The 17506-nt window shown below is 69.9% G+C and carries 16 protein-coding genes; 5 read left to right on the forward strand and 11 right to left on the reverse strand.

The window, feature by feature from the left end; translation table 11 throughout:
- Positions 1–10 precede the first annotated feature (10 nt).
- Positions 11–1177 (forward strand): protein kinase, encoded by a 1167-nt coding sequence (locus tag ACIHCQ_RS00380; RefSeq protein ID WP_399656265.1) that lies wholly within the window; start codon positions 11–13, stop codon positions 1175–1177.
- Positions 1178–1216: 39 nt separating this feature from the next.
- Here ACIHCQ_RS00380 and ACIHCQ_RS00385 read toward each other — a convergent pair whose 3' ends face one another.
- Together ACIHCQ_RS00385 and ACIHCQ_RS00390 are read right to left on the reverse strand one after the other, a co-directional pair.
- On the reverse strand, positions 1217–1711 hold the full coding sequence (locus tag ACIHCQ_RS00385) for a hypothetical protein (protein ID WP_399656267.1): 495 nt from the start codon (positions 1709–1711) through the stop codon (positions 1217–1219).
- Between the two features lie 149 nt (positions 1712–1860).
- Positions 1861–2313, reverse strand: coding sequence for a phospholipase (locus ACIHCQ_RS00390; protein ID WP_399656269.1), 453 nt, complete (start codon positions 2311–2313; stop codon positions 1861–1863).
- Between the two features lie 598 nt (positions 2314–2911).
- Here ACIHCQ_RS00390 and ACIHCQ_RS00395 point away from each other — a divergent pair.
- The 3 genes from ACIHCQ_RS00395 (at position 2912) to ACIHCQ_RS00405 (ending at position 6306) form a co-directional block, all read left to right on the forward strand.
- Entirely contained in the window at positions 2912–3487 is a 576-nt protein-coding gene (locus tag ACIHCQ_RS00395; RefSeq protein ID WP_399656271.1) for a TerD family protein, read from the forward strand.
- Between the two features lie 159 nt (positions 3488–3646).
- Positions 3647–5434 carry a S9 family peptidase gene (locus ACIHCQ_RS00400; protein ID WP_399656273.1) on the forward strand — a complete coding sequence of 596 codons (1788 nt, stop codon included), beginning with the start codon at positions 3647–3649 and terminating at the stop codon, positions 5432–5434.
- Between the two features lie 116 nt (positions 5435–5550).
- Entirely contained in the window at positions 5551–6306 is a 756-nt protein-coding gene (locus tag ACIHCQ_RS00405) for an SURF1 family protein (protein WP_399656275.1), read from the forward strand.
- 160 nt (positions 6307–6466) lie between these two features.
- On the opposite strand, the gene ACIHCQ_RS00410 is transcribed toward ACIHCQ_RS00405, so the two are convergent.
- The 7 genes from ACIHCQ_RS00410 to ACIHCQ_RS00440 all read right to left on the reverse strand — a co-directional run bounded on the left by ACIHCQ_RS00410 (position 6467) and on the right by ACIHCQ_RS00440 (position 13082).
- Positions 6467–7555, reverse strand: coding sequence for a hypothetical protein (locus ACIHCQ_RS00410; RefSeq protein WP_399656277.1), 1089 nt, complete (start codon positions 7553–7555; stop codon positions 6467–6469).
- 224 nt (positions 7556–7779) lie between these two features.
- Entirely contained in the window at positions 7780–8355 is a 576-nt protein-coding gene (locus ACIHCQ_RS00415; RefSeq protein WP_399656279.1) for a SigE family RNA polymerase sigma factor, read from the reverse strand.
- 430 nt (positions 8356–8785) lie between these two features.
- Positions 8786–9892, reverse strand: a complete 1107-nt coding sequence (locus ACIHCQ_RS00420) for an aspartate-semialdehyde dehydrogenase (protein WP_399656281.1) — start codon at positions 9890–9892, stop codon at positions 8786–8788.
- Positions 9889–11160 carry an aspartate kinase gene (locus ACIHCQ_RS00425; protein ID WP_399656283.1) on the reverse strand — a complete coding sequence of 424 codons (1272 nt, stop codon included), beginning with the start codon at positions 11158–11160 and terminating at the stop codon, positions 9889–9891. Before ACIHCQ_RS00425 ends, ACIHCQ_RS00420 begins: the two co-directional genes overlap by 4 nt.
- A gap of 264 nt (positions 11161–11424) precedes the next feature.
- On the reverse strand, positions 11425–12084 hold the full coding sequence (locus ACIHCQ_RS00430) for a DUF5063 domain-containing protein (RefSeq protein WP_399656285.1): 660 nt from the start codon (positions 12082–12084) through the stop codon (positions 11425–11427).
- Positions 12077–12676 carry a recombination mediator RecR gene (gene recR / locus ACIHCQ_RS00435; RefSeq protein WP_399656287.1) on the reverse strand — a complete coding sequence of 200 codons (600 nt, stop codon included), beginning with the start codon at positions 12674–12676 and terminating at the stop codon, positions 12077–12079. Before recR ends, ACIHCQ_RS00430 begins: the two co-directional genes overlap by 8 nt.
- A gap of 70 nt (positions 12677–12746) precedes the next feature.
- Complete coding sequence (locus ACIHCQ_RS00440; RefSeq protein WP_399657521.1) at positions 12747–13082, reverse strand: YbaB/EbfC family nucleoid-associated protein; 336 nt, start codon at positions 13080–13082, stop codon at positions 12747–12749.
- A 338-nt stretch (positions 13083–13420) separates the two neighbouring features.
- Between ACIHCQ_RS00440 and ACIHCQ_RS00445 the strand changes: the two genes are divergently transcribed.
- Positions 13421–14194, forward strand: a complete 774-nt coding sequence (locus tag ACIHCQ_RS00445) for an SLATT domain-containing protein (RefSeq protein WP_399656289.1) — start codon at positions 13421–13423, stop codon at positions 14192–14194.
- A 26-nt stretch (positions 14195–14220) separates the two neighbouring features.
- Here the strand turns inward: ACIHCQ_RS00445 and ACIHCQ_RS00450 are convergent, their stop codons facing one another.
- Positions 14221–14871 carry a hypothetical protein gene (locus ACIHCQ_RS00450; protein ID WP_399656291.1) on the reverse strand — a complete coding sequence of 217 codons (651 nt, stop codon included), beginning with the start codon at positions 14869–14871 and terminating at the stop codon, positions 14221–14223.
- A gap of 165 nt (positions 14872–15036) precedes the next feature.
- Positions 15037–17499 carry a dolichyl-phosphate beta-glucosyltransferase gene (locus ACIHCQ_RS00455; protein ID WP_399656293.1) on the reverse strand — a complete coding sequence of 821 codons (2463 nt, stop codon included), beginning with the start codon at positions 17497–17499 and terminating at the stop codon, positions 15037–15039.
- Positions 17500–17506: the final 7 nt, after the last annotated feature.

A 17506-nucleotide genomic window follows, 5' to 3' on the forward strand; every position in this document is an offset into this window, starting at 1 on the left:
CCGGGACAGCATGGCACCGGGGACACCCGGGTTCACGGCGCCCGAGGTCCTCCTGCGTAACGAAGTCGGACCGGCGGCGGACGTCTTCGCGCTGGGAGCGACGATCGCCTACACGGCGACCGGCCGGCCCCCGTACGGCACGGGCGAGGCGGCAGCGGTGAGCTACCGGACCGTGCACGAGGACATCGACCTGGCGGGGGTACAGCCCGAGCTGGCCACGCTGATCAGGCAGTGCGTCGCCAAGGACCCGGCGGAACGGCCCGAGCCGGCCGCCGTGATCGCCCGCTGCGCGGTGGACTCGGCGCTGGCCACGGACGCCCACTACCGCTCGGTGGCCCGCGATGCCGAACCCGAACCCGAACCCGTACCCGAACTCGTGCCCGACCCCGTACCCGTACCCGTACCCGGGCGGGAACCGGAGACTGTACCCACGGGTCCGTCCGACACCACACCGTACGGCGGTCCGGATGATCAGCGGCGTCCCGCCCGCACCGGACGTCGTACGGGCTGGCTCGCGGCATGTGCGGTGGCGCTCGCCGTGCCGACGACGGTCTGGCTGCTCGGCGAACAGGACGACCAAAACTCCGGAACAGCGCCCACGACCGATGCCACCGTGTCCAGACCGGCCACCACCGGCCCGGCGGGTGGGCCACCGGACCACATCGTGAACGACCGTGTCTCACAGGACCGCTGGACCCTGTCGGACGATTCGGCACAGGCCGCCCAGGGCATCGGCTCCTGCGACCTGGCCAGTTACGCCAACTCCTCGCCGCCGATGGACCTGCAGTCCTCCGTTTCGCACACCACAGGCTCGGACACCGCCTCGGTGTCGCTGCGCCCCAAGACCGCCGGACAGGGAAAGCGGCCTGCGCCGTACTACGTGTCTGTGGGGCTGCGGCCCCCGCACGAGACCGACCGCACCACCGGTCGGCCCCTTGCGTCCGTCAGCAAGGGCATCGGCTTCACCAGCAAGCCCTTCGACATGTACTCCCAGTGGTCCTCGGGCGGAACCATCAAGCTCAAGTATCCCGACGACTTCCGGGCCCACTTCGGCAACCGGACCATCGACGCGATCCCGGTCAGCGACGACAGGGGCGACTGGACCGTGGTGTTCTACCACGTCGAGGGCGGGCCCACGAAGTACACGTCCGTCGTGTGCAACGGCTTCCACGCCTAGGAGGTCGGCCTGGCGGTCGGCCCCGCCGCCGGGCGGTACTCAGCCCAGGGTCTTGCCGCGGAGCAGCGTCGTACGCAGCACCAGCCCGGGTTCTCCGCAGCGGCTCGCCGCCGCCTCCGCCTCGGCGGCCAGGGCGTCGATGTCGGGGCCGCCCGCCGGGCGGTGCCTGCCTCGCCAGCGCACCTCGGTCAGTGACAGCAGCAGCTCCACGGCCTGTACGAACCGCCGGTCCCCGCCCTCCGCGTGGGCGGGCAGCTCCCGGACCGCCTTGATCACTTCTTCGCAGTGGCCCTCGGCCTCGGCGAAGGATAGCCCTTCCATGGCGGCCTCGCGGGCCAGCGCGTAGTGCGCGTCGGCCGACGCGGCGAGGCAGCCGGGGCCGCCGAGCCGCAGATGGTGGGCGATCTCCAGGCGGCGTTCCAACGGGGCGGTCAGCGCTGTCAGCAGCGAGCGCAGCTCGTCCATGTGCTCAACGCGGTCGACGAACTCGGTCGGCAGCATCACGCGTGCCCCGGTCCCTGCCCGCACGGGCATGTGCCGCCCACGGTAGACGATGCGAAGTCCATGCCCCAGGCGGCTCATTGAGCCCCACGCACACCGGGTCCGGGCGCGCACCCGCCGCCCGGACCCGGTGAAACTGCGTCAGTCGTCAGTCGTCAGCCGCTACTGCCACCCGTTCACCATCATCCGAAGATGTCGACAGCGTGGTAGTACGTCCACGCCGTGGAGTTGCACGCCGTCTTGGACGCGCCCGAGTAGCCGTTGCAGACGCGCTTGAGGTCCTCGTAGAACGCGGAGTCGAGACGCGCCTTGTTGGCCGAGAAGGAGCCGGCCGCCTTGTAGTTCCGGTAACCGAAGTCGTGGCGGGCGCAGGCGGTCTTGAAGGGGAAGCCGAAGGGGTTGTCCGGCGAGGAGCTGCAGTAGTCCGTACCCCAGTCGAAGGCGTACGTCGCCCAGGCACCCTGATTGAGACGGGCGGCGTTCCACGCGTTGTAGCTGGAGGCGCTCGTCTGGGTCCAGGAGCTGAGCACCTGGGGCTTGTCCGCCGGGGCAGCCGACGCGGATGCGGCCGGGAGCAGGGTGAGTGGCACCGACAGGGCGGCGGCAGCGAGGGGTAGGGCGAAACGACGGCGCATGCGGGACCTCCGTGAGTGGGGCGGCCGAGCGCCCCGTGGGATCTCACGAGGCGGGCCAAGCGTCCCGTCATGCCCCTGTCATGGATAGGACGCGCACGAAAGGCATAGGGGTATCCCTAAAGCTTTGCTGCGTCCGCTCGTTGGGTTTGCCGAAGGGCCCGCGGACGTTCAGGGAAGGGAGGTTTCAGGGGCGGGTGATGGCACGTCACTGACGCCGCCGCCACCTGCCGTCGGTCCCGCGGTCGCGGACACGCCGCGGACCGCGGACAGGTACCCCCGCTGGAGGGAGCAGCGCCGTATCGCGTGCCGGAGACCTGGCCGTCGCAGCTTGTACTACGTGAAGCGGCCACACGGCTGGGAGGGGCCACGCGCGGGGTCGGCATCGACATCACCGCCGAGACCCCAAGACCCCGAAGATCGCCGAGACCCCGAAGATCGCCGAAATCGCCCCGGCGGACGCCCGCCGACAGGTCCCCGAAACATCGTCGTAGTCCCAATGGGTCAGTGGGGGAACCAGAGCGCGCGGTCGCTCGTTGGCCTCGTGGGCAAAGGAACCGTCAAGAGGCGCGGCCCGCGCCGGATTGCGCAGGGGATTTCCATGGGTGTCAGCCTTTCCAAGGGCGGCAACGTCTCGCTCAGCAAGGAGGCCCCGGGCCTGACCGCGGTCATCGTGGGTCTGGGCTGGGACGTTCGCAGCACCACCGGTACCGACTTCGACCTCGACGCCAGCGCCCTGCTGCTGGACGCGAACGCCAAGGTCGTTTCGGATCAGCACTTCGTGTTCTTCAACAACCTCAAGAGCCCGGACGGCTCGGTCGAGCACACCGGCGACAACCTCACGGGTGAGGGCGAGGGCGACGACGAGCAGATCAAGGTCAACCTCGCGGGAGTGCCTGCCGAGGTCGACAAGATTGTCTTCCCGGTCTCCATCCACGAGGGTGAGAGCCGCCAGCAGTCCTTCGGCCAGGTGCGCAACGCGTTCATCCGCGTCATCAACCAGGCAGGCGGCGCCGAGCTCGCGCGCTACGACCTGAGCGAGGACGCCTCGACCGAGACCGCGATGGTCTTCGGCGAGCTGTACCGCAATGGCGCGGAGTGGAAGTTCCGCGCTGTCGGCCAGGGGTACGCCTCGGGGCTGCGCGGCATCGCGCAGGACTTCGGCGTCAACATCTGATCTCGTCCGCAGGTCGGTTCAGTTCAGTTCAGTCCAAAGGGCCTGATCCTCGCTGGTCGAGGATCGGGCCCTTTGCTGTCCGCTGTAGTCCACTGTTATCCACAGGCAGTTATCCACAGGCCGAACGGGATGTCCGCGGCCCGGCGCAGAATAGGGGTCATGACTGAGATCACTGACTCCATGCCCGACTGGGAAAAGCGCTTCCGGGCACCGCGTGTCTCCCTGCCCGACTGGGCCGAGGACGCGCCCGACCGCTCGCTCTTCGTGTCGAACGCGACAGGGACATACGAGCTGTACGCGTGGGACCGGGCGACCGGGTCGCAGCGGCAGGCGACGGACCGGCCGAACGGCACGACGGACGGGGTGCTTGCCCCCGACGGATCATCGATCTGGTGGTTCTCGGACACGGACGGGGACGAGTTCGGGGTCTGGATGCGGCAGCCGTTCGGCGGCGGTGCCGACGAGCCCGCGGTGCCCGGACTGGAGCCCTCGTACCCGGCGGGCCTGGCGATCGGCCGGGACGGCACCTCGGTCGTCGGCCGGTCGACCGACGAGGACGGCACGACCATCCATGTCGTCCGGGCGGGCTCCGCGCCGGTGGAGATCTACCGGCACCGCCAGTCGGCCGGAGTCGGCGATCTCTCGCACGACGGAACGCTGATCGCGATAGAGCACACAGAGCACGGGGACGCGATGCACTCGGCGCTGCGGGTGATGCGCCCCGACGGCGAGCCGGTCGCCGAGCTGGACGATTCCAAGGGCGGCACCGAGGAGCTGGGCCTTGAGGTCCTCGGTTTCGCCCCGGTGGACGGAGACACCCGGCTGCTCATCGGGCACCAGCGGCGCGGGCGCTGGGAGCCGATGATCTGGGACGTCGCTTCGGGCACGGAAGCCGGTCTCGCGATCGACCTGCCGGGCGATGTGAACGCCGAGTGGTATCCGGACGGCTCCGCGCTGCTGGTCGCGCACAGCTTTGAGGCGCGCGGGGAGCTGTTCCGGTACGACCTCGCGTCGCGCGAGCTGGTACGGATCGAGACGCTGACCGGTTCGGTCTCGGGCGCGATGGCCCGGCCGGACGGAGCGGTGGAGTATCTGTGGTCGTCGGCCGCGCTCCCGCCGCGGGTGCGCTCGACGGCGGGCGGGGTCGTGCTCGATCCCCCGGGGCTGAAGGCGCCGGAGTCGGTGGTCGTGGAGGACGCGTGGGTGGAGGGGCCCGGGGGCCGTATCCACGCCCTGGTGCAGCGGCCCGCGGGCGCGAGTGGTCCGCTGCCGACCGTCTTCGAGATACACGGCGGCCCGACCTGGCACGACAGCGACGCTTTCGCGGCCGGTCCGGCGGCCTGGGTCGACCATGGATACGCGGTCGTACGGGTCAACTACCGGGGCTCGACGGGGTACGGACGGGAGTGGACGGACGCCCTCAAGCACCGCATCGGGCTGATCGAGCTGGAGGACATCGCGGCGGTCCGGGAGTGGGCGGTGTCCTCGGGGCTCGCGGACCCGGCGAAGCTGGTCCTGGCGGGCGGGTCCTGGGGCGGGTATCTGACCCTGCTCGGCCTCGGCACCCAGCCCGAGGCGTGGGCGCTGGGCCTGGCCGCGGTGCCGGTCGCGGACTATGTCACGGCGTACCACGACGAGATGGAGGCCCTGAAGTCGATAGACCGCACACTGCTCGGCGGCACCCCGGAGGAGGTCCCGGAGCGGTTCGAGGCCTCGTCCCCGCTGACATACGTGGACGCGGTGCGGGCCCCGGTCTACATATCGGCGGGTGTCAACGACCCGCGCTGCCCGATCCGCCAGGTCGAGAACTATGTGGACCGACTGGCCGCGCGCGGCGCGCCGCACGAGGTGTACCGGTACGACGCGGGGCACGGCTCGCTGGTGGTGGAGGAGCGGATCAAGCAGGTGCGGCTGGAGCTCGCCTTCGCCGCGGAGCATCTGGGTTAGGCAGCAGCGTCTGAGAGGAGACATCTGAGAGCGGGTGTCTGGGATCGGGCCTCTGGGAGGGGTGTCTGGGAGGGGGTGGGACAAGGGGCTCGGGGCGCGTTCCGTACCGTAGGGGTGTGTACCGGATCCTGCTGACGCCCCGCTGGTGGGGAATCAACCTCTTCGTCGTGCTGGCGATCCCCTTCTGCGTCTTCATGGGCTCCTGGCAGCTCGGCAAGTTCGAGGACCGCGTCGACACGCACACGGAGGCCCAGCGGAAGCCCGGCCCGGGCGAGCAGCAGGCGGTCCCGCTCGATGAGCTGCTGCCCGTCGACAAGGAGACCTCAGGGGAGCTGGCGACGGCGACCGGGCGGTACGGGCAGCAGTTCCTCGTGCCCGAGCGGGAACTGGACGACAGGCGTGGCTCGTATGTGCTGACCCTGCTGAAGACCGACGGCGGGCGGACGCTGCCCGTGGTCCGTGGCTGGCTGGCCGACGGCGGGCGGCCCCCCGCCGTCCCGGCCGGCGAGGTCACCGTGACGGGCGCGCTCCAGGCGTCCGAGACCATGGGCACCGACGGGGTGCACGCGACAAGCGGGCTGCCGAGCGGGCAGCTGGGAATGATCAGCGCGGCGTCGCTGGTGAACCTGGTGCCGGACGACATGTACGACGCGTGGGTCACCCTGGCCGAGGCGGACAACGGGCTGAAGGCGGTGCCCGCGGCCGCCCCGGAGGGCAGCGGGCTCGACCTCAAGGCGTTCCAGAACCTGGGCTACACCGGAGAGTGGTTCGTCTTCGCCGGTTTCGTGCTCTTCATGTGGTTCCGGCTGCTGCGGCGCGAGGTCGAGGCGGCCAGGGACCGGGAACTGGGCCTGGAGCCCGAGCCGGTATGACGCGGCGGACCCGGACCCCGGCGTCCCTGGCGACTCGGGCGTCTCGGGCGGTGTGCCCCCGCGGCGAGGCGATGCCGGCCGGGATGTCCCACCCACATCACCGCGCGTAGCTGCGTCCCACGTCTCAGGTTGGCAGGCCGGCAGGCCGGGCCGGCTGGTGCTACGACTCGCCCAGGACACCCGTCCGGTAGATCGTGCCCGCGCAGGCGTTGGGGATTGTGGTCTCCGCGGTCGGCGCGCCCGGTTCCGCGGTGTGCGTTACCGCGACGCTGCCGTCCGCCGTCCTGCCGTCCTCGACGCCCAACTGCGTCTGGGTGTTGTCCCCGCCCGCACCCGCGCCCGCGCCCGTGGTGCCGCTGGACGCGCCCGTGCCGCCGTCCGAGGGCGTGGGGCTGGGTGAGGTGCCGGTCGTCGGGCAGCTGTCCGTCGGCACCCAGGCGAACTTCACCGCGTACGCCATTTCCGGCTTCAGCAGCAGCGTCCCGACCTCCTGTGAGGGATCGGGCAGTCCGCTGGCGGCGTCGCCCGCCGTGTGGTCGACCACGGTGATCGCGACGGAATCGGCGGCGCCCTGCGCCTGGAACCCGACCGTGCCCGAACCCGTGACCTCGCACGCCCTCCCGGAGACATTGGAGATGCGGAAAGTCCCGTACACCTTGCCCTCGGCGTCCGGCTGGTCCGCGTCCGCCGAGCTGATGCCCAGCTGGTTCCCGCTACAGGGCGGCGGGGTCGGGTCCTTGACGCTCGCCCCGCCGGCCGCGTCGCCCGAGCCGGTGTTCGCGCCGCCGGTGACGGCCGCCGAGTCCGGTGTGCTGGTCGCCTTGCCCTTGTCCGGCTTGTAGTCCGGGTCATTGGAGACGGGGTCACCCGCCCCCTTGCTGCCGCCCGCGTCGCCCGGTTTCGCGTCGGTGCCGCCCTGCGCCTCTTCGCCGTGTCCGGCGTTGATGGAGCGGGAGCCGTCGCCACCGTTGGAGTTCGCCACATGAACGAAGGCGGGGACGGCGGTTCCGATCAGCAGCGCCGCGGCCGCCATACCGACGAGTGCCTGCCGTTTGCGTGCGCGCCGCGCGGGGACCGCCTTTCGCAGGTGCTCGAGGGCGGCTTCGGAGGGCATGAGATCGTCCACCGCGCCTCGCAGCAGTCGGCGCAGGGCCTCTTCGTCCCCTTCGTCTCCGCCGAGACCCGGCACCGGGTCGTCACCGGGCCCCGGGCCGTCGCCCGACCCCGAAGCCGGTTCCGGTCCCGCCACCGGTTCCGGTCCCGATGCCGGTTCTGGTTCCGGCTCTGACGCCGAGCCCGACTCCGGGTGGTCCACCGACCCGCCTACCGGCTCGTCTTCTTCCGGTCCCTGTGCGAGGCCGCCCAGCTCGTTTTCCGGCCCGTTCTTCACAATTCCGTTTCCAGTTCCAGTTCCAGTCCGGTCGCCAAACGGCCCGTCCGTCCCGTACCGCTCAAATCTATGCCTGTGGCCCCTCATACCGTGGCCTCCATGGCGATGCGCAGCGCCGCGATGCCCCGCGAGCCGTACGCCTTCACCGAGCCCAGCGAGATACCCAGTGTCTGAGCGACCTGAGCCTCGGTCATATCGGCGAAGTACCGCAGGACCAGCACCTCGCGCTGGCGGCGCTGCAAACCGCGCATCGCCTTGATCAGCGCGTCCCGCTCCAACTGGTCATAGGCCCCCTCCTCCGCGCTCGCCATGTCCGGCATCGGCTTGGAGAGCAGCTTCAGTCCGAGGATGCGTCGGCGCAGCGCCGAACGCGAGAGGTTGACCACGGTCTGACGCAGATACGCCAGGGTCTTCTCCGGGTCCCGTACCCGGCTGCGCGCCGAGTGGACCCGAATGAACGCTTCTTGGACCACGTCCTCGCAGGACGCCGTGTCGTCCAGCAGGAGCGCCGCGAGCCCCAGCAACGAGCGGTAGTGCGCCCGGTAGGTCTCCGTGAGGTGGTCGACGGTGGTGCCCGCGGCAATCGTCCCGTCAGCGCCCTCGCGCGAGGACGGTATTCGGGTGGTGCGCGGCGCGGGCATGGGGGCGATCACCGGCATGCCGCCGGGCGGACGGGGTCTGCGGAGTGGGCGCACCGCGGCGCCGCGTACCGAGACCAAACCTGAGATATCGAGAACCTCTGCTGCCACGCCTGTTGGACACGCTTCCCCCCGTCAGGGTTGTACGCGTACGCCACCGTTCTTGACGGCGAACCAAATGCCCTCATGCGTAACCGCTCTTCCCCAATGCCCCATTTTTTCGCGGCCCCCCACGAAGAGGTGACCGCAAAGACGCTTCCCACCTGTCTGCCGGTTGCAGAGAGATGGGAAGCGATTTCATCGAACATCCTTGCGCACCACCACTGAAGTGATGCAGACCTCAACTTACTCACAAGGCGTTCACAGATCTTAAGGGAGCACGCTGCTCCCCCGTCTCGAATTGGGAGCGGATCAGGGGGATCGGCGCAGATCGGGGGGTATCAGGGGCGAATCAGGAGGAGGCGGGCGACAGCCCGAGCCCGGGGTCGAGCCGGGGGCCGAGCCGGGGGCCGATCTCGGCGGCCAGCGCCTCCGCTATCTGCGCGGAGTTCAGCGCGCCGCCCTTGCGGAGGTTGTCGCCGCAGACGAACAGCTCCAGCGCACAGGGGTCGTCCGGCGCCCGCCGCACCCGCCCCACCCACGTCGGGTCCGTCCCCACCACATCCGCCGGCGTCGGGAAGTCGCCCGCGGCCGGGTCGTCGTACAGCACCACCGCCGGCGAGGTCGCCAGGATCTCGTGCGCCCGCTCCACCGAGACCTCGCTCTCGAAGCGCGCGTGCACCGCCAGCGAGTCCGTGGTGATCACCGGTACGCGCACACAGGTCGCCGCCACCCGCAGCCCCGGCAGACCCAGGATCTTGCGCGTCTCGGCCCGCAGCGCCAGCTCCTCCGAGGACCAGCCGTCGTCCTGGAGCGTCCCGGTCCACGGCACCACATTGAGCGCGAGCGGCGCGGGGAAGGGCCCGAGCTCGTCGCCCACCGCACGGCGTACGTCTCCGGGGCCCGTGCCCAGTTCCGTACCGGCGACCAGCGACAGCTGAGCGCGCAGCACGGCGGCGGCGTCCCGGCCCGCGCCGCTGGCGGCCTGATAGGAGGAGAGGATCAGTTCGCTGAGCCCGAATTCGGCGTGCAGCGCGCCCACCGCCGGGATCATGGCCAGCGTGGTGCAGTGCGGGCTCGCGACAATGCCGCGCGGACGGACCCGTATGGCATGGGGGTTGACCTCGGGAACGACCAGCGGCACCTCCGGGTCCATCCGGAAGGCGGCCGAACTGTCCACGACCACCGCGCCCTTGGCCGCGGCGATCGGCGCCCACCGCGCGGACACCTCGTCCGGTACGAGGAAGAGGGCGACGTCGACGCCGTCCAGAACGTCCTCGCCCAGCGCCAGGACCTCGGTCTGCTCGCCGCGCACGGCCAGCTTGCGCCCGGCCGAACGCGGCGAGGAGACGAGTCGTATCTCGCCCCAGACGTCGGCGTGCTGCGAGAGAATCTCCAGCATCACCGCTCCGACGGCTCCGGTCGCCCCGACGACCGCGAGCGTCGGCTTACGACTCATCGCCCGGTGCCCCCGTAGACAACGGCCTCGTCGGCGTCGCTGTCGAGTCCGAAGGCGCTGTGTACGGCGCGTACGGCCTCGTTCACGTCATCCGCGCGGGTGACAACCGAGATGCGGATCTCGGAGGTCGAGATCAGCTCGATGTTCACGCCCGCGTCCGAGAGCGCCTCGAAGAAGGCGGCGGTGACGCCGGGGTTCGTCTTCATGCCGGCGCCGACGAGCGAGATCTTGCCGATCTGGTCGTCGTAGCGCAGCGCCTCGAAACCGATTCCGGCCTTCGCCCGCTCCAGGGCCTCGATGGCCTTGCGGCCGTCGGTCTTGGGGAGCGTGAAGGAGATGTCGGTAAGCGCGGTGGTGGCCGCCGACACATTCTGGACGATCATGTCGATATTGAGCTCGGCGTCCGCGATCGCGCGGAAGATGGCCGCGGCCTCGCCCGGCTTGTCCGGCACTCCGACAACCGTGACCTTGGCCTCGGAGACGTCGTGCGCGACTCCGGAAATGATGGCGTGCTCCACCGGCTGGTCCCCTTGCGGTTCGTTGCTGACCCAGGTGCCGCGCAGCCCGGAGAAGGACGAGCGGACGTGGATCGGAATGTTGTATCGGCGTGCGTACTCGACACAGCGGTGCAGCAGCACCTTGGAGCCGGAGGCAGCGAGCTCCAGCATGTCCTCGGAGGAGATCCATTCGATCTTCCGGGCCTTCTTGACGACCCGGGGGTCGGCGGTGAAGACACCGTCCACATCGGTGTAGATCTCACAGACCTCGGCGTCCAGCGCGGCGGCAAGGGCGACGGCGGTGGTGTCGGAGCCGCCGCGGCCCAGCGTGGTGATGTCCTTCTTGTCCTGGGACACACCCTGGAAGCCCGCGACGATGGCGATGTTGCCCTCGTCGAGAGCCGTACGGATGCGGCCTGGCGTCACATCGATGATGCGCGCTTTGTTGTGGACGGAGTCGGTGATGACACCGGCCTGGCTGCCGGTGAACGACTGGGCTTCATGGCCCAGGCTTTTGATCGCCATGGCCAGCAGCGCCATGGAGATCCGCTCTCCGGCGGTCAGTAGCATGTCGAACTCGCGGCCGGCAGGGATCGGGGATACCTGCTCGGCGAGATCGATCAGCTCGTCCGTTGTGTCGCCCATCGCGGATACCACGACGACCACCTGGTGGCCGTTCTTCTTGGCATCGACGACTCGCATGGCGACACGCTTGATGCCTTCGGCATCAGCAACGGAGGAACCTCCGTACTTCTGCACGACAAGGCCCACGTGCGCTCCTCGCTCGGTTCTTACCGCAGCAGGCAGTACTGCGGTCGGCTCAGTCTAACGAGCGGCCGGGCTCCGACCCGTAGATGTCACATGGTGAGATGTCCCGCTCACGTAGTGATCATGGGGTGGGATCCCGGCCGCTCGGTGGTGAAGCCTGCCCAGGGCGATGCGCGGTACGCGGGGTGTGGGGTGGGTCACAAGATCCCCACACAATCCAGCCCAGCCCAGCCCTGCCCAGCTCAGATCAGCCCGGCTCAGCTCAGCTCAGGTGGCGGTGCGCAGGCCGAGCGGCACCGCGATCTCCTCGGCCATCACCTTGCCCGCCTCCTCCGCCAGCGCCTCTTCCGCCAGGTCCTCGTCCGTGTCCAGGCCGTCCAGCTCCTGCAGCGGCTGGTCCAGGCGGACATGCGAGACCAGCGACTGGAGGGCGCGCAGCGTCGCCGAAGCGGTCGGCCCCCAGTTGGAGAAGTACGAGAACTGCCACCACCACAGCGCCTCGCTGACGCGGCCTGCCCGGTAGTGGGCCAGGCCGTGGCGCAGGTCGGTGACGATATCCGCGAGGTTGTCCGAGATACGGCAGGCGACCGGGAGCTTGCGCGGCTCGTACGGGTCGAAGACCTCGGAGAAGATGTCCACCGGGTCGAGCAGCACGGCGAACCGCTCGCGCAGGTCGTCGACGTCCAGGTCCGGACCCGTGTCCGGTTCGTACCGTTCGTCCGGGACGATGTCCTCGTGCGCGCCCAGCCTGCCGCCCGTCAGCAGCAGTTGGGAGACCTCAAGGAGCAGGAAGGGCACCGCGCTGTCGGGCTCGTCACCCTTGGCCACTTCCGTGGTCGCCACAATGAAGGATTCGATGGAGTCGGAGATCTGGACCGCGAAGCTGTCCGGGTCCTGATTCACGGCGTGCAGGTTGGCGTCAGACATCAAGAAGTCGTCTCCCCTCGAAGGCACGCCCCAGCGTGACCTCGTCGGCGTATTCCAAGTCTCCCCCCACGGGCAGACCGCTGGCCAGCCTCGTGACTCTGAGGCCCATCGGCTTGACCATGCGTGCCAGATACGTGGCGGTGGCCTCGCCCTCCAGATTCGGGTCGGTGGCCAGGATCAGTTCCGTGATCGTCCCGTCCGCGAGGCGGGCGAGCAGCTCACGGATCCGCAGGTCGTCGGGGCCGACGCCCTCGATGGGGCTGATGGCCCCGCCCAGTACGTGGTAGCGGCCCCGGAACTCGCGGGTCCGCTCGACCGCGACGACGTCCTTCGGCTCTTCCACGACGCAGATGACCGAAAGGTCGCGGCGCACGTCACGGCAGATGCCGCACTGCTCCTGCTGCGAGACGTTTCCGCAGACCGCGCAGAAGCGGACCTTGTCCTTGACCTCCAGGAGGGCGTGGGCGAGGCGGCGGACATCGGTCGGCTCGGACTGGAGGATGTGGAAGGCGATCCGTTGCGCGCTCTTGGGACCGACGCCGGGCAGCCTGCCCAGTTCGTCGATGAGGTCCTGGACCACGCCTTCGTACAACGGAATGCCTTTCCTTTTTCCTGCGGGATTAGGTTGATACGTAGGTACGGTAGTTGGCGGGAGGGCGCCCTCAGAAGGGCAGGCCCGGCATACCGCCAAGACCCTGCGCGAGCGGCCCGAGCTTCTGCTGTTGCAGCTGCTGCGCGTTCTCCGTCGCGGCCTGGACGGCGGCGACGACGAGATCCGCGAGGGTCTCCGTGTCTTCCGGGTCGACCGCCTTGGGGTCGATGACGAGGGCGCGCAGCTCACCGGAGCCGGTCACGGTGGCCTTCACAAGACCGCCGCCCGCCTGGCCGTCGACCTCGGTCTGCGCCAGTTCCTCCTGGGCCTTCGCGAGGTCCTGCTGCATCTTCTGGGCCTGCTGGAGGAGCTGCTGCATATTGGGCTGGCCACCACCGGGAATCACGGTCACTCCTGGCATTTCGACGACGATTGTTCGGTACGCCGAGCCTACGTGGTCACTGGGCGCTGCGCCCCACCCTCCGGCGGCCAACTCTTCCGAGACTCTTTCGAGTGAGTGGACCGGAACGCCTTTACCTGATCAAGGGCCTCGTACGGGCGGAAATACCAGGATTTCGGGCACATGGCCCGCCATTCGGCAGTAGGAAGGGCATGCGCACCGGGATGGACACGCGCGCCGCAGGTTACGCAGTGTTACGTCAGTCTCCACACCAGTCATCACGCCAGTCATCACGTCGTAGGTCGTACGCAGTCGTAGATACGTAGTCGTAGAGGAGTGCACCGGTGAGCCAGCCGGAGATGCAGCCCGGGGGGCCGGCCCGGGAGGAGCGCGGCGCCGCGCCGCGCGGTGACCTGACCGGAGGGCCGTTTCCACTGGGCGACTGGGGAGAGCCGGCGGAGCGCCTCGACGAGCTCTACCGGTGGGTGGAGGCGAGCGGGCTGCGCGCGGCGGAGTGGTACTTGGCGGACCGCCTCTGGAAGCGTCGGGCCGCGCGGGCGCTGCGGGTGGGTACGGCCCTGGGGGTGACCGCCGGGGCCGCGCTCCCGCTGGGGGATGCGACGGGGGTACTGGACGGAGCGGCGGGGTGGGGGTATCTGTCGCTGCTGCTGGGAGCGGCCTGCGCGGTCTGCGACCGGTACTTCGGGCTGTCGTCGGGCTGGACGAGGAGCGTGGCGACGGCGCAGGCGGTACAGCGGCGGCTCCAGGCGTTGCAGTTCGACTGGGCGTCGGAGTGCGTACGGGAGGTGCTGGGCCCGCAGGAGGGCACGGCGAGCGAGGCGACGGAGCGGTGCCTCGGCGTGCTGCGGAGGTGCGCGGAGGACATTACGGAGCTGGTGCGGGCGGAGACGGCGGACTGGATGCTGGAATTCCGGGTCGGCGGGTCCGCGCCGCTGATGCCGCAGTCGATGCACGGAGGCGGCGGCACGGGCACGGGCACGGGTGCCGCCGGAGGGCGCGCGGAGCTGGGCCCGGCGCCCGGCGGCGGCCGGGCGCCGCTGCCGCCGGGGGCGCGGCCCAACATGCCGAGGCAGCGCCCCCCGGAGCCGCCGCGCTGAGACGGGCGGGGTGTGATCAGCTGCGCTCAACTGAAGATGATCATGGAGCCTTGGGCGAGGCTTCGCGTCGCAGCCGCGTGCAGGCCCAGCCAGACGTGCCGCTCCCGTGCGAACGGGCTGTCGTCGTGCAGGATCGGGCCCGCCGGTTCCTCCAGGGAGGTCGGGCGGTCCGGGGGCTGCGGCGGTGACGGCGGGTTCGCCGCGTCGATGCCGATCGACGGGGCCACGAACTCCAGCTCCCGCAGCAGTCCCTGCGTAGAGCCCAGCGGGCCGCCGCCCGCGAGCAGTTCGTCGTTCGACAGGGGCGACGCGAAGTCCACCGGCACATACGCGCCCGCGTGGTCGTAGTGCCAGACCAGGTTCGACTGCTGGGCCGTCGCGTCGAACATCTCCAGCAACTGCTCGTAGTCACCGCCCAGTTCGTCCACCGGCGTCACCGCAAGGCCGCACAGCTGGAGCAGATACGCCCGGCGCAGGAAGTGCAGCGCGTCGTAGTCAAAACCGGCCACCGGAGCCACATCGCCCGACAGGCCCGGCATATACGCGAAGACGGGGACCGTGGGCAGGCCCGCCTCCGTCAGGGCCTTGTCGTAGGCCGCGATCTCTTCGGCGAAGGGGTTGTCGGGGCTATGGCACAGCACGTCGACGAGGGGTACCAGCCACAGGTCACAGGCCAAGGGAAGGCTCGCTCTCCAACGGGTCGGGCAGAAAGGACGGGAAGAAGGACGAGAAGGGAGAGGAAGGACGGGAAAGGACGGGACACGCCGGGAAAATGGGGATGATCGTGCGATCGTCGGGCCAGCGTAATGCCACCGATACGTTCGGCGAAGGGGGCCGTCTCGTCAACCGGCCGTACCCACATCCCATACCCAGACCCCGCCCACCCGCTTCCCCGGCCGCCCCAGCAGCTTCTCCACGGTGGCATACAACGGCCCGTCGTTGTACTGCGGCGGCAGCACCACTACCCCCGCCCGCCACGCGTCCAGATCCGCCCGCGCCTGTGCCTGCCAGTTCTCGCCGATCTCCGGCACCTTCCCGCTGTCGCGGACCTCGTCGAACAGATTCGACGTGTGCCGGGGCGTCGCCCCGTAGATGCCGATCCGGTCCGGGCCCCACGGCCCGTTGAAGTAGCCGCCGGCGACCGAGAATCCCAGCCCTGTGGCCGACTGCCAGTGCAGGGGCTCCGCGCTCCCCGGATGCGGCAGCGGCACCGTAACCACCGATTCACCCTCCGAGACGTACGAGCGGTACATGTCCTGCGTGAAGAACGCCGGGATCTCCGCCCGCTCCCGCACCGGGTACGGCGTCGGCAGCACCGGCAGCAACGCCGTCGCCACCGCCGCGAAGCACAACGCCCGCCACCCCACGACCACCCGGTCCGCCGCCAGCGCCAGCAGCAGGCCCAGCACCGGCGCGCAGATCATCGCCACCCGCCCCTCGATGACCGACTCGAAGAGCGGCTGATGGGCCAGCGCCCGCCACGGACCCGTCAGCACGATGTCGGTGTACGGGATACGGAACTTCGGCCCCAGCGACAGGAACGCCGCCGCCACCGCCGTAAAGGCCAGCGCCTTGACCAGCGCTTCCCGCCACAGCCCCACCACAATCGCCACCGCCACCGCGATCAGCGGCCAGCCGTAGAACGCGTTCTGCTCGGTGCGGTTCAGCGCCAGCGGATCGGCACCCGCGTCGGAGCCCAGCAGCGCACGCCCCGAGAACTGCAGGAAGGCCAGCGGGCTGTTGCCCGCGTTGTCGCCGTGCAGCACGCTCGTATAGCTCTGCGGGCCGAAGAACTGCCAGCCCAGCGGGAACGCCACTAGCGGCAGACAGACCAGCACCGCGAACCCCAGCCCGCGCAGCAGCGGTCGCCACGCGGCCCGTGCCACGTCCCGCCGCACCACCGCGTACGAGAGCGCGAAGAACAGCGTGCCCATGACCGCGAGCAGCAGCGATTCCTCGCCGAGGAAGATCTGATACGTCGCGAACAGGCCGAGCAGCACCCCGTCGCGCAGGACATTCCGGCCTTCGCACAGCCGCAGCGCCCGGTCGATGATCACCGGGATTATGAACAGCACAAGGAAGTTGGGGTGTGCGTTGCCGTGCGAGATCATCGGCGGCGCGAACGCGGCGACCGCGCCGCCCAGCGCCGCGGCCCACCGGTTCTTCACCAGCCACCGCGCGATCAGCCAGTACCAGGCAGTGGCCGTCGCCGCGAGCCCGAGCGTCAGCACCAGCGCCCACGTGACCGTCGGCCCCAGCAGCAGCGTCACCGGCGTCAGCGGGACGGACAGCCCGAGCATCACGGTGTTCGCCATCAGGTTCACGCCGTCGGGATACCCCTGCAGGGTCGTGAACAGCGGGTTCCGCAGGTGCGTGACATTGTCGGCGGTGACCGCGAAGAACCACTCCCACTGGTTCTGGTCCTGCCCCGCATCCGCGAGATAGCCGTGCTCCAGGTCCGCCCACAGATTCTTGTAGAGCAGTACGGAGGCGAGGAGGAACCCCCCGGCGGCGACGAGGTGCGCCCGGTCCACCTGCCGTACGGCACGCGCCCGCAGCTTGACCAGTTCCAGCAGCACCTTGCCGTAGTCCAGCGGTCGGACCTTGGAGCCCGCCTGGTGCGACCAGCGCACCGGGACCTCGGTCACCGGCCAGCCCGCGCGCCGGAAGAACCGCAGGATCTCGACATCGATGCCCCACCCGTCGAGCCGCGAGTCGGCGAAGGCGGCGCGCGCCTTGTCGCCGTCGAAGAGTTTGAAGCCGCACTGGGTGTCGTGGATGCCGGACACCGCGACAGCGCGTATGAGCCGGTTGCCCATCCGCCCGAGCCATTCGCGCACCCGCAACTGGTGCACCTCGATACGGGAGTCGGGGTGCGCGCGCGAGCCGATCGCCGCCGCGCTGTCCTCCGCCGCGAGCTGCTTGTCGAGGCGGTCGAGCTCCTCGATGGGCGTCGCGAGGTCCGCGTCCGTGATCAGGACGCGCCGGCCGTACGAGGCAAGCACCCCGAGGCGCAGGGCGCTGCCCTTGCCACGGTTGCCGTCGCTCGACACCAGGTGGATGCGCGGCTCTTCGGCCGCCGCTTCCCGGGCGATCCTGGCGGTGTCGTCGGTGGAGCCGTCGTCGACGACGATCAGCTCCCAGCGGCCCCAGCGGCCCGGTTCCGCGCGCAGATGCGCGCGGATGGCGTCCAGGGTGGGGCGCAGCCGCCCCTCCTCGTTGTACGCGGGGACGACGACCGACAGATCCACGTCCACGTCCACGCTCAAGTCCGCGTTCAAGTCCGCGGGCAGGTCATCGCTCAAGTCCGTA

The organism is Streptomyces sp. NPDC052236, from assembly GCF_044548015.1.
GTDB lineage: Bacteria > Actinomycetota > Actinomycetes > Streptomycetales > Streptomycetaceae > Streptomyces.

Bases quoted from the DNA above. Each gene is read 5' to 3' on its own strand.
- ACIHCQ_RS00415 (WP_399656279.1), bottom strand. From the start codon at position 8,355: ATGCCGGTGATCGCCCCCATGCCCGCGCCGCGCACCACCCGAATACCG.
- ACIHCQ_RS00420 (WP_399656281.1), bottom strand. From the start codon at position 9,892: ATGAGTCGTAAGCCGACGCTCGCGGTCGTCGGGGCGACCGGAGCCGTC.
- ACIHCQ_RS00430 (WP_399656285.1), bottom strand. From the start codon at position 12,084: ATGTCTGACGCCAACCTGCACGCCGTGAATCAGGACCCGGACAGCTTC.
- ACIHCQ_RS00395 (WP_399656271.1), top strand. From the start codon at position 2,912: ATGGGTGTCAGCCTTTCCAAGGGCGGCAACGTCTCGCTCAGCAAGGAG.
- ACIHCQ_RS00400 (WP_399656273.1), top strand. From the start codon at position 3,647: ATGACTGAGATCACTGACTCCATGCCCGACTGGGAAAAGCGCTTCCGG.
- ACIHCQ_RS00390 (WP_399656269.1), bottom strand. From the start codon at position 2,313: ATGCGCCGTCGTTTCGCCCTACCCCTCGCTGCCGCCGCCCTGTCGGTG.
- ACIHCQ_RS00380 (WP_399656265.1), top strand. From the start codon at position 11: ATGGCACCGGGGACACCCGGGTTCACGGCGCCCGAGGTCCTCCTGCGT.
- ACIHCQ_RS00385 (WP_399656267.1), bottom strand. From the start codon at position 1,711: ATGCCCGTGCGGGCAGGGACCGGGGCACGCGTGATGCTGCCGACCGAG.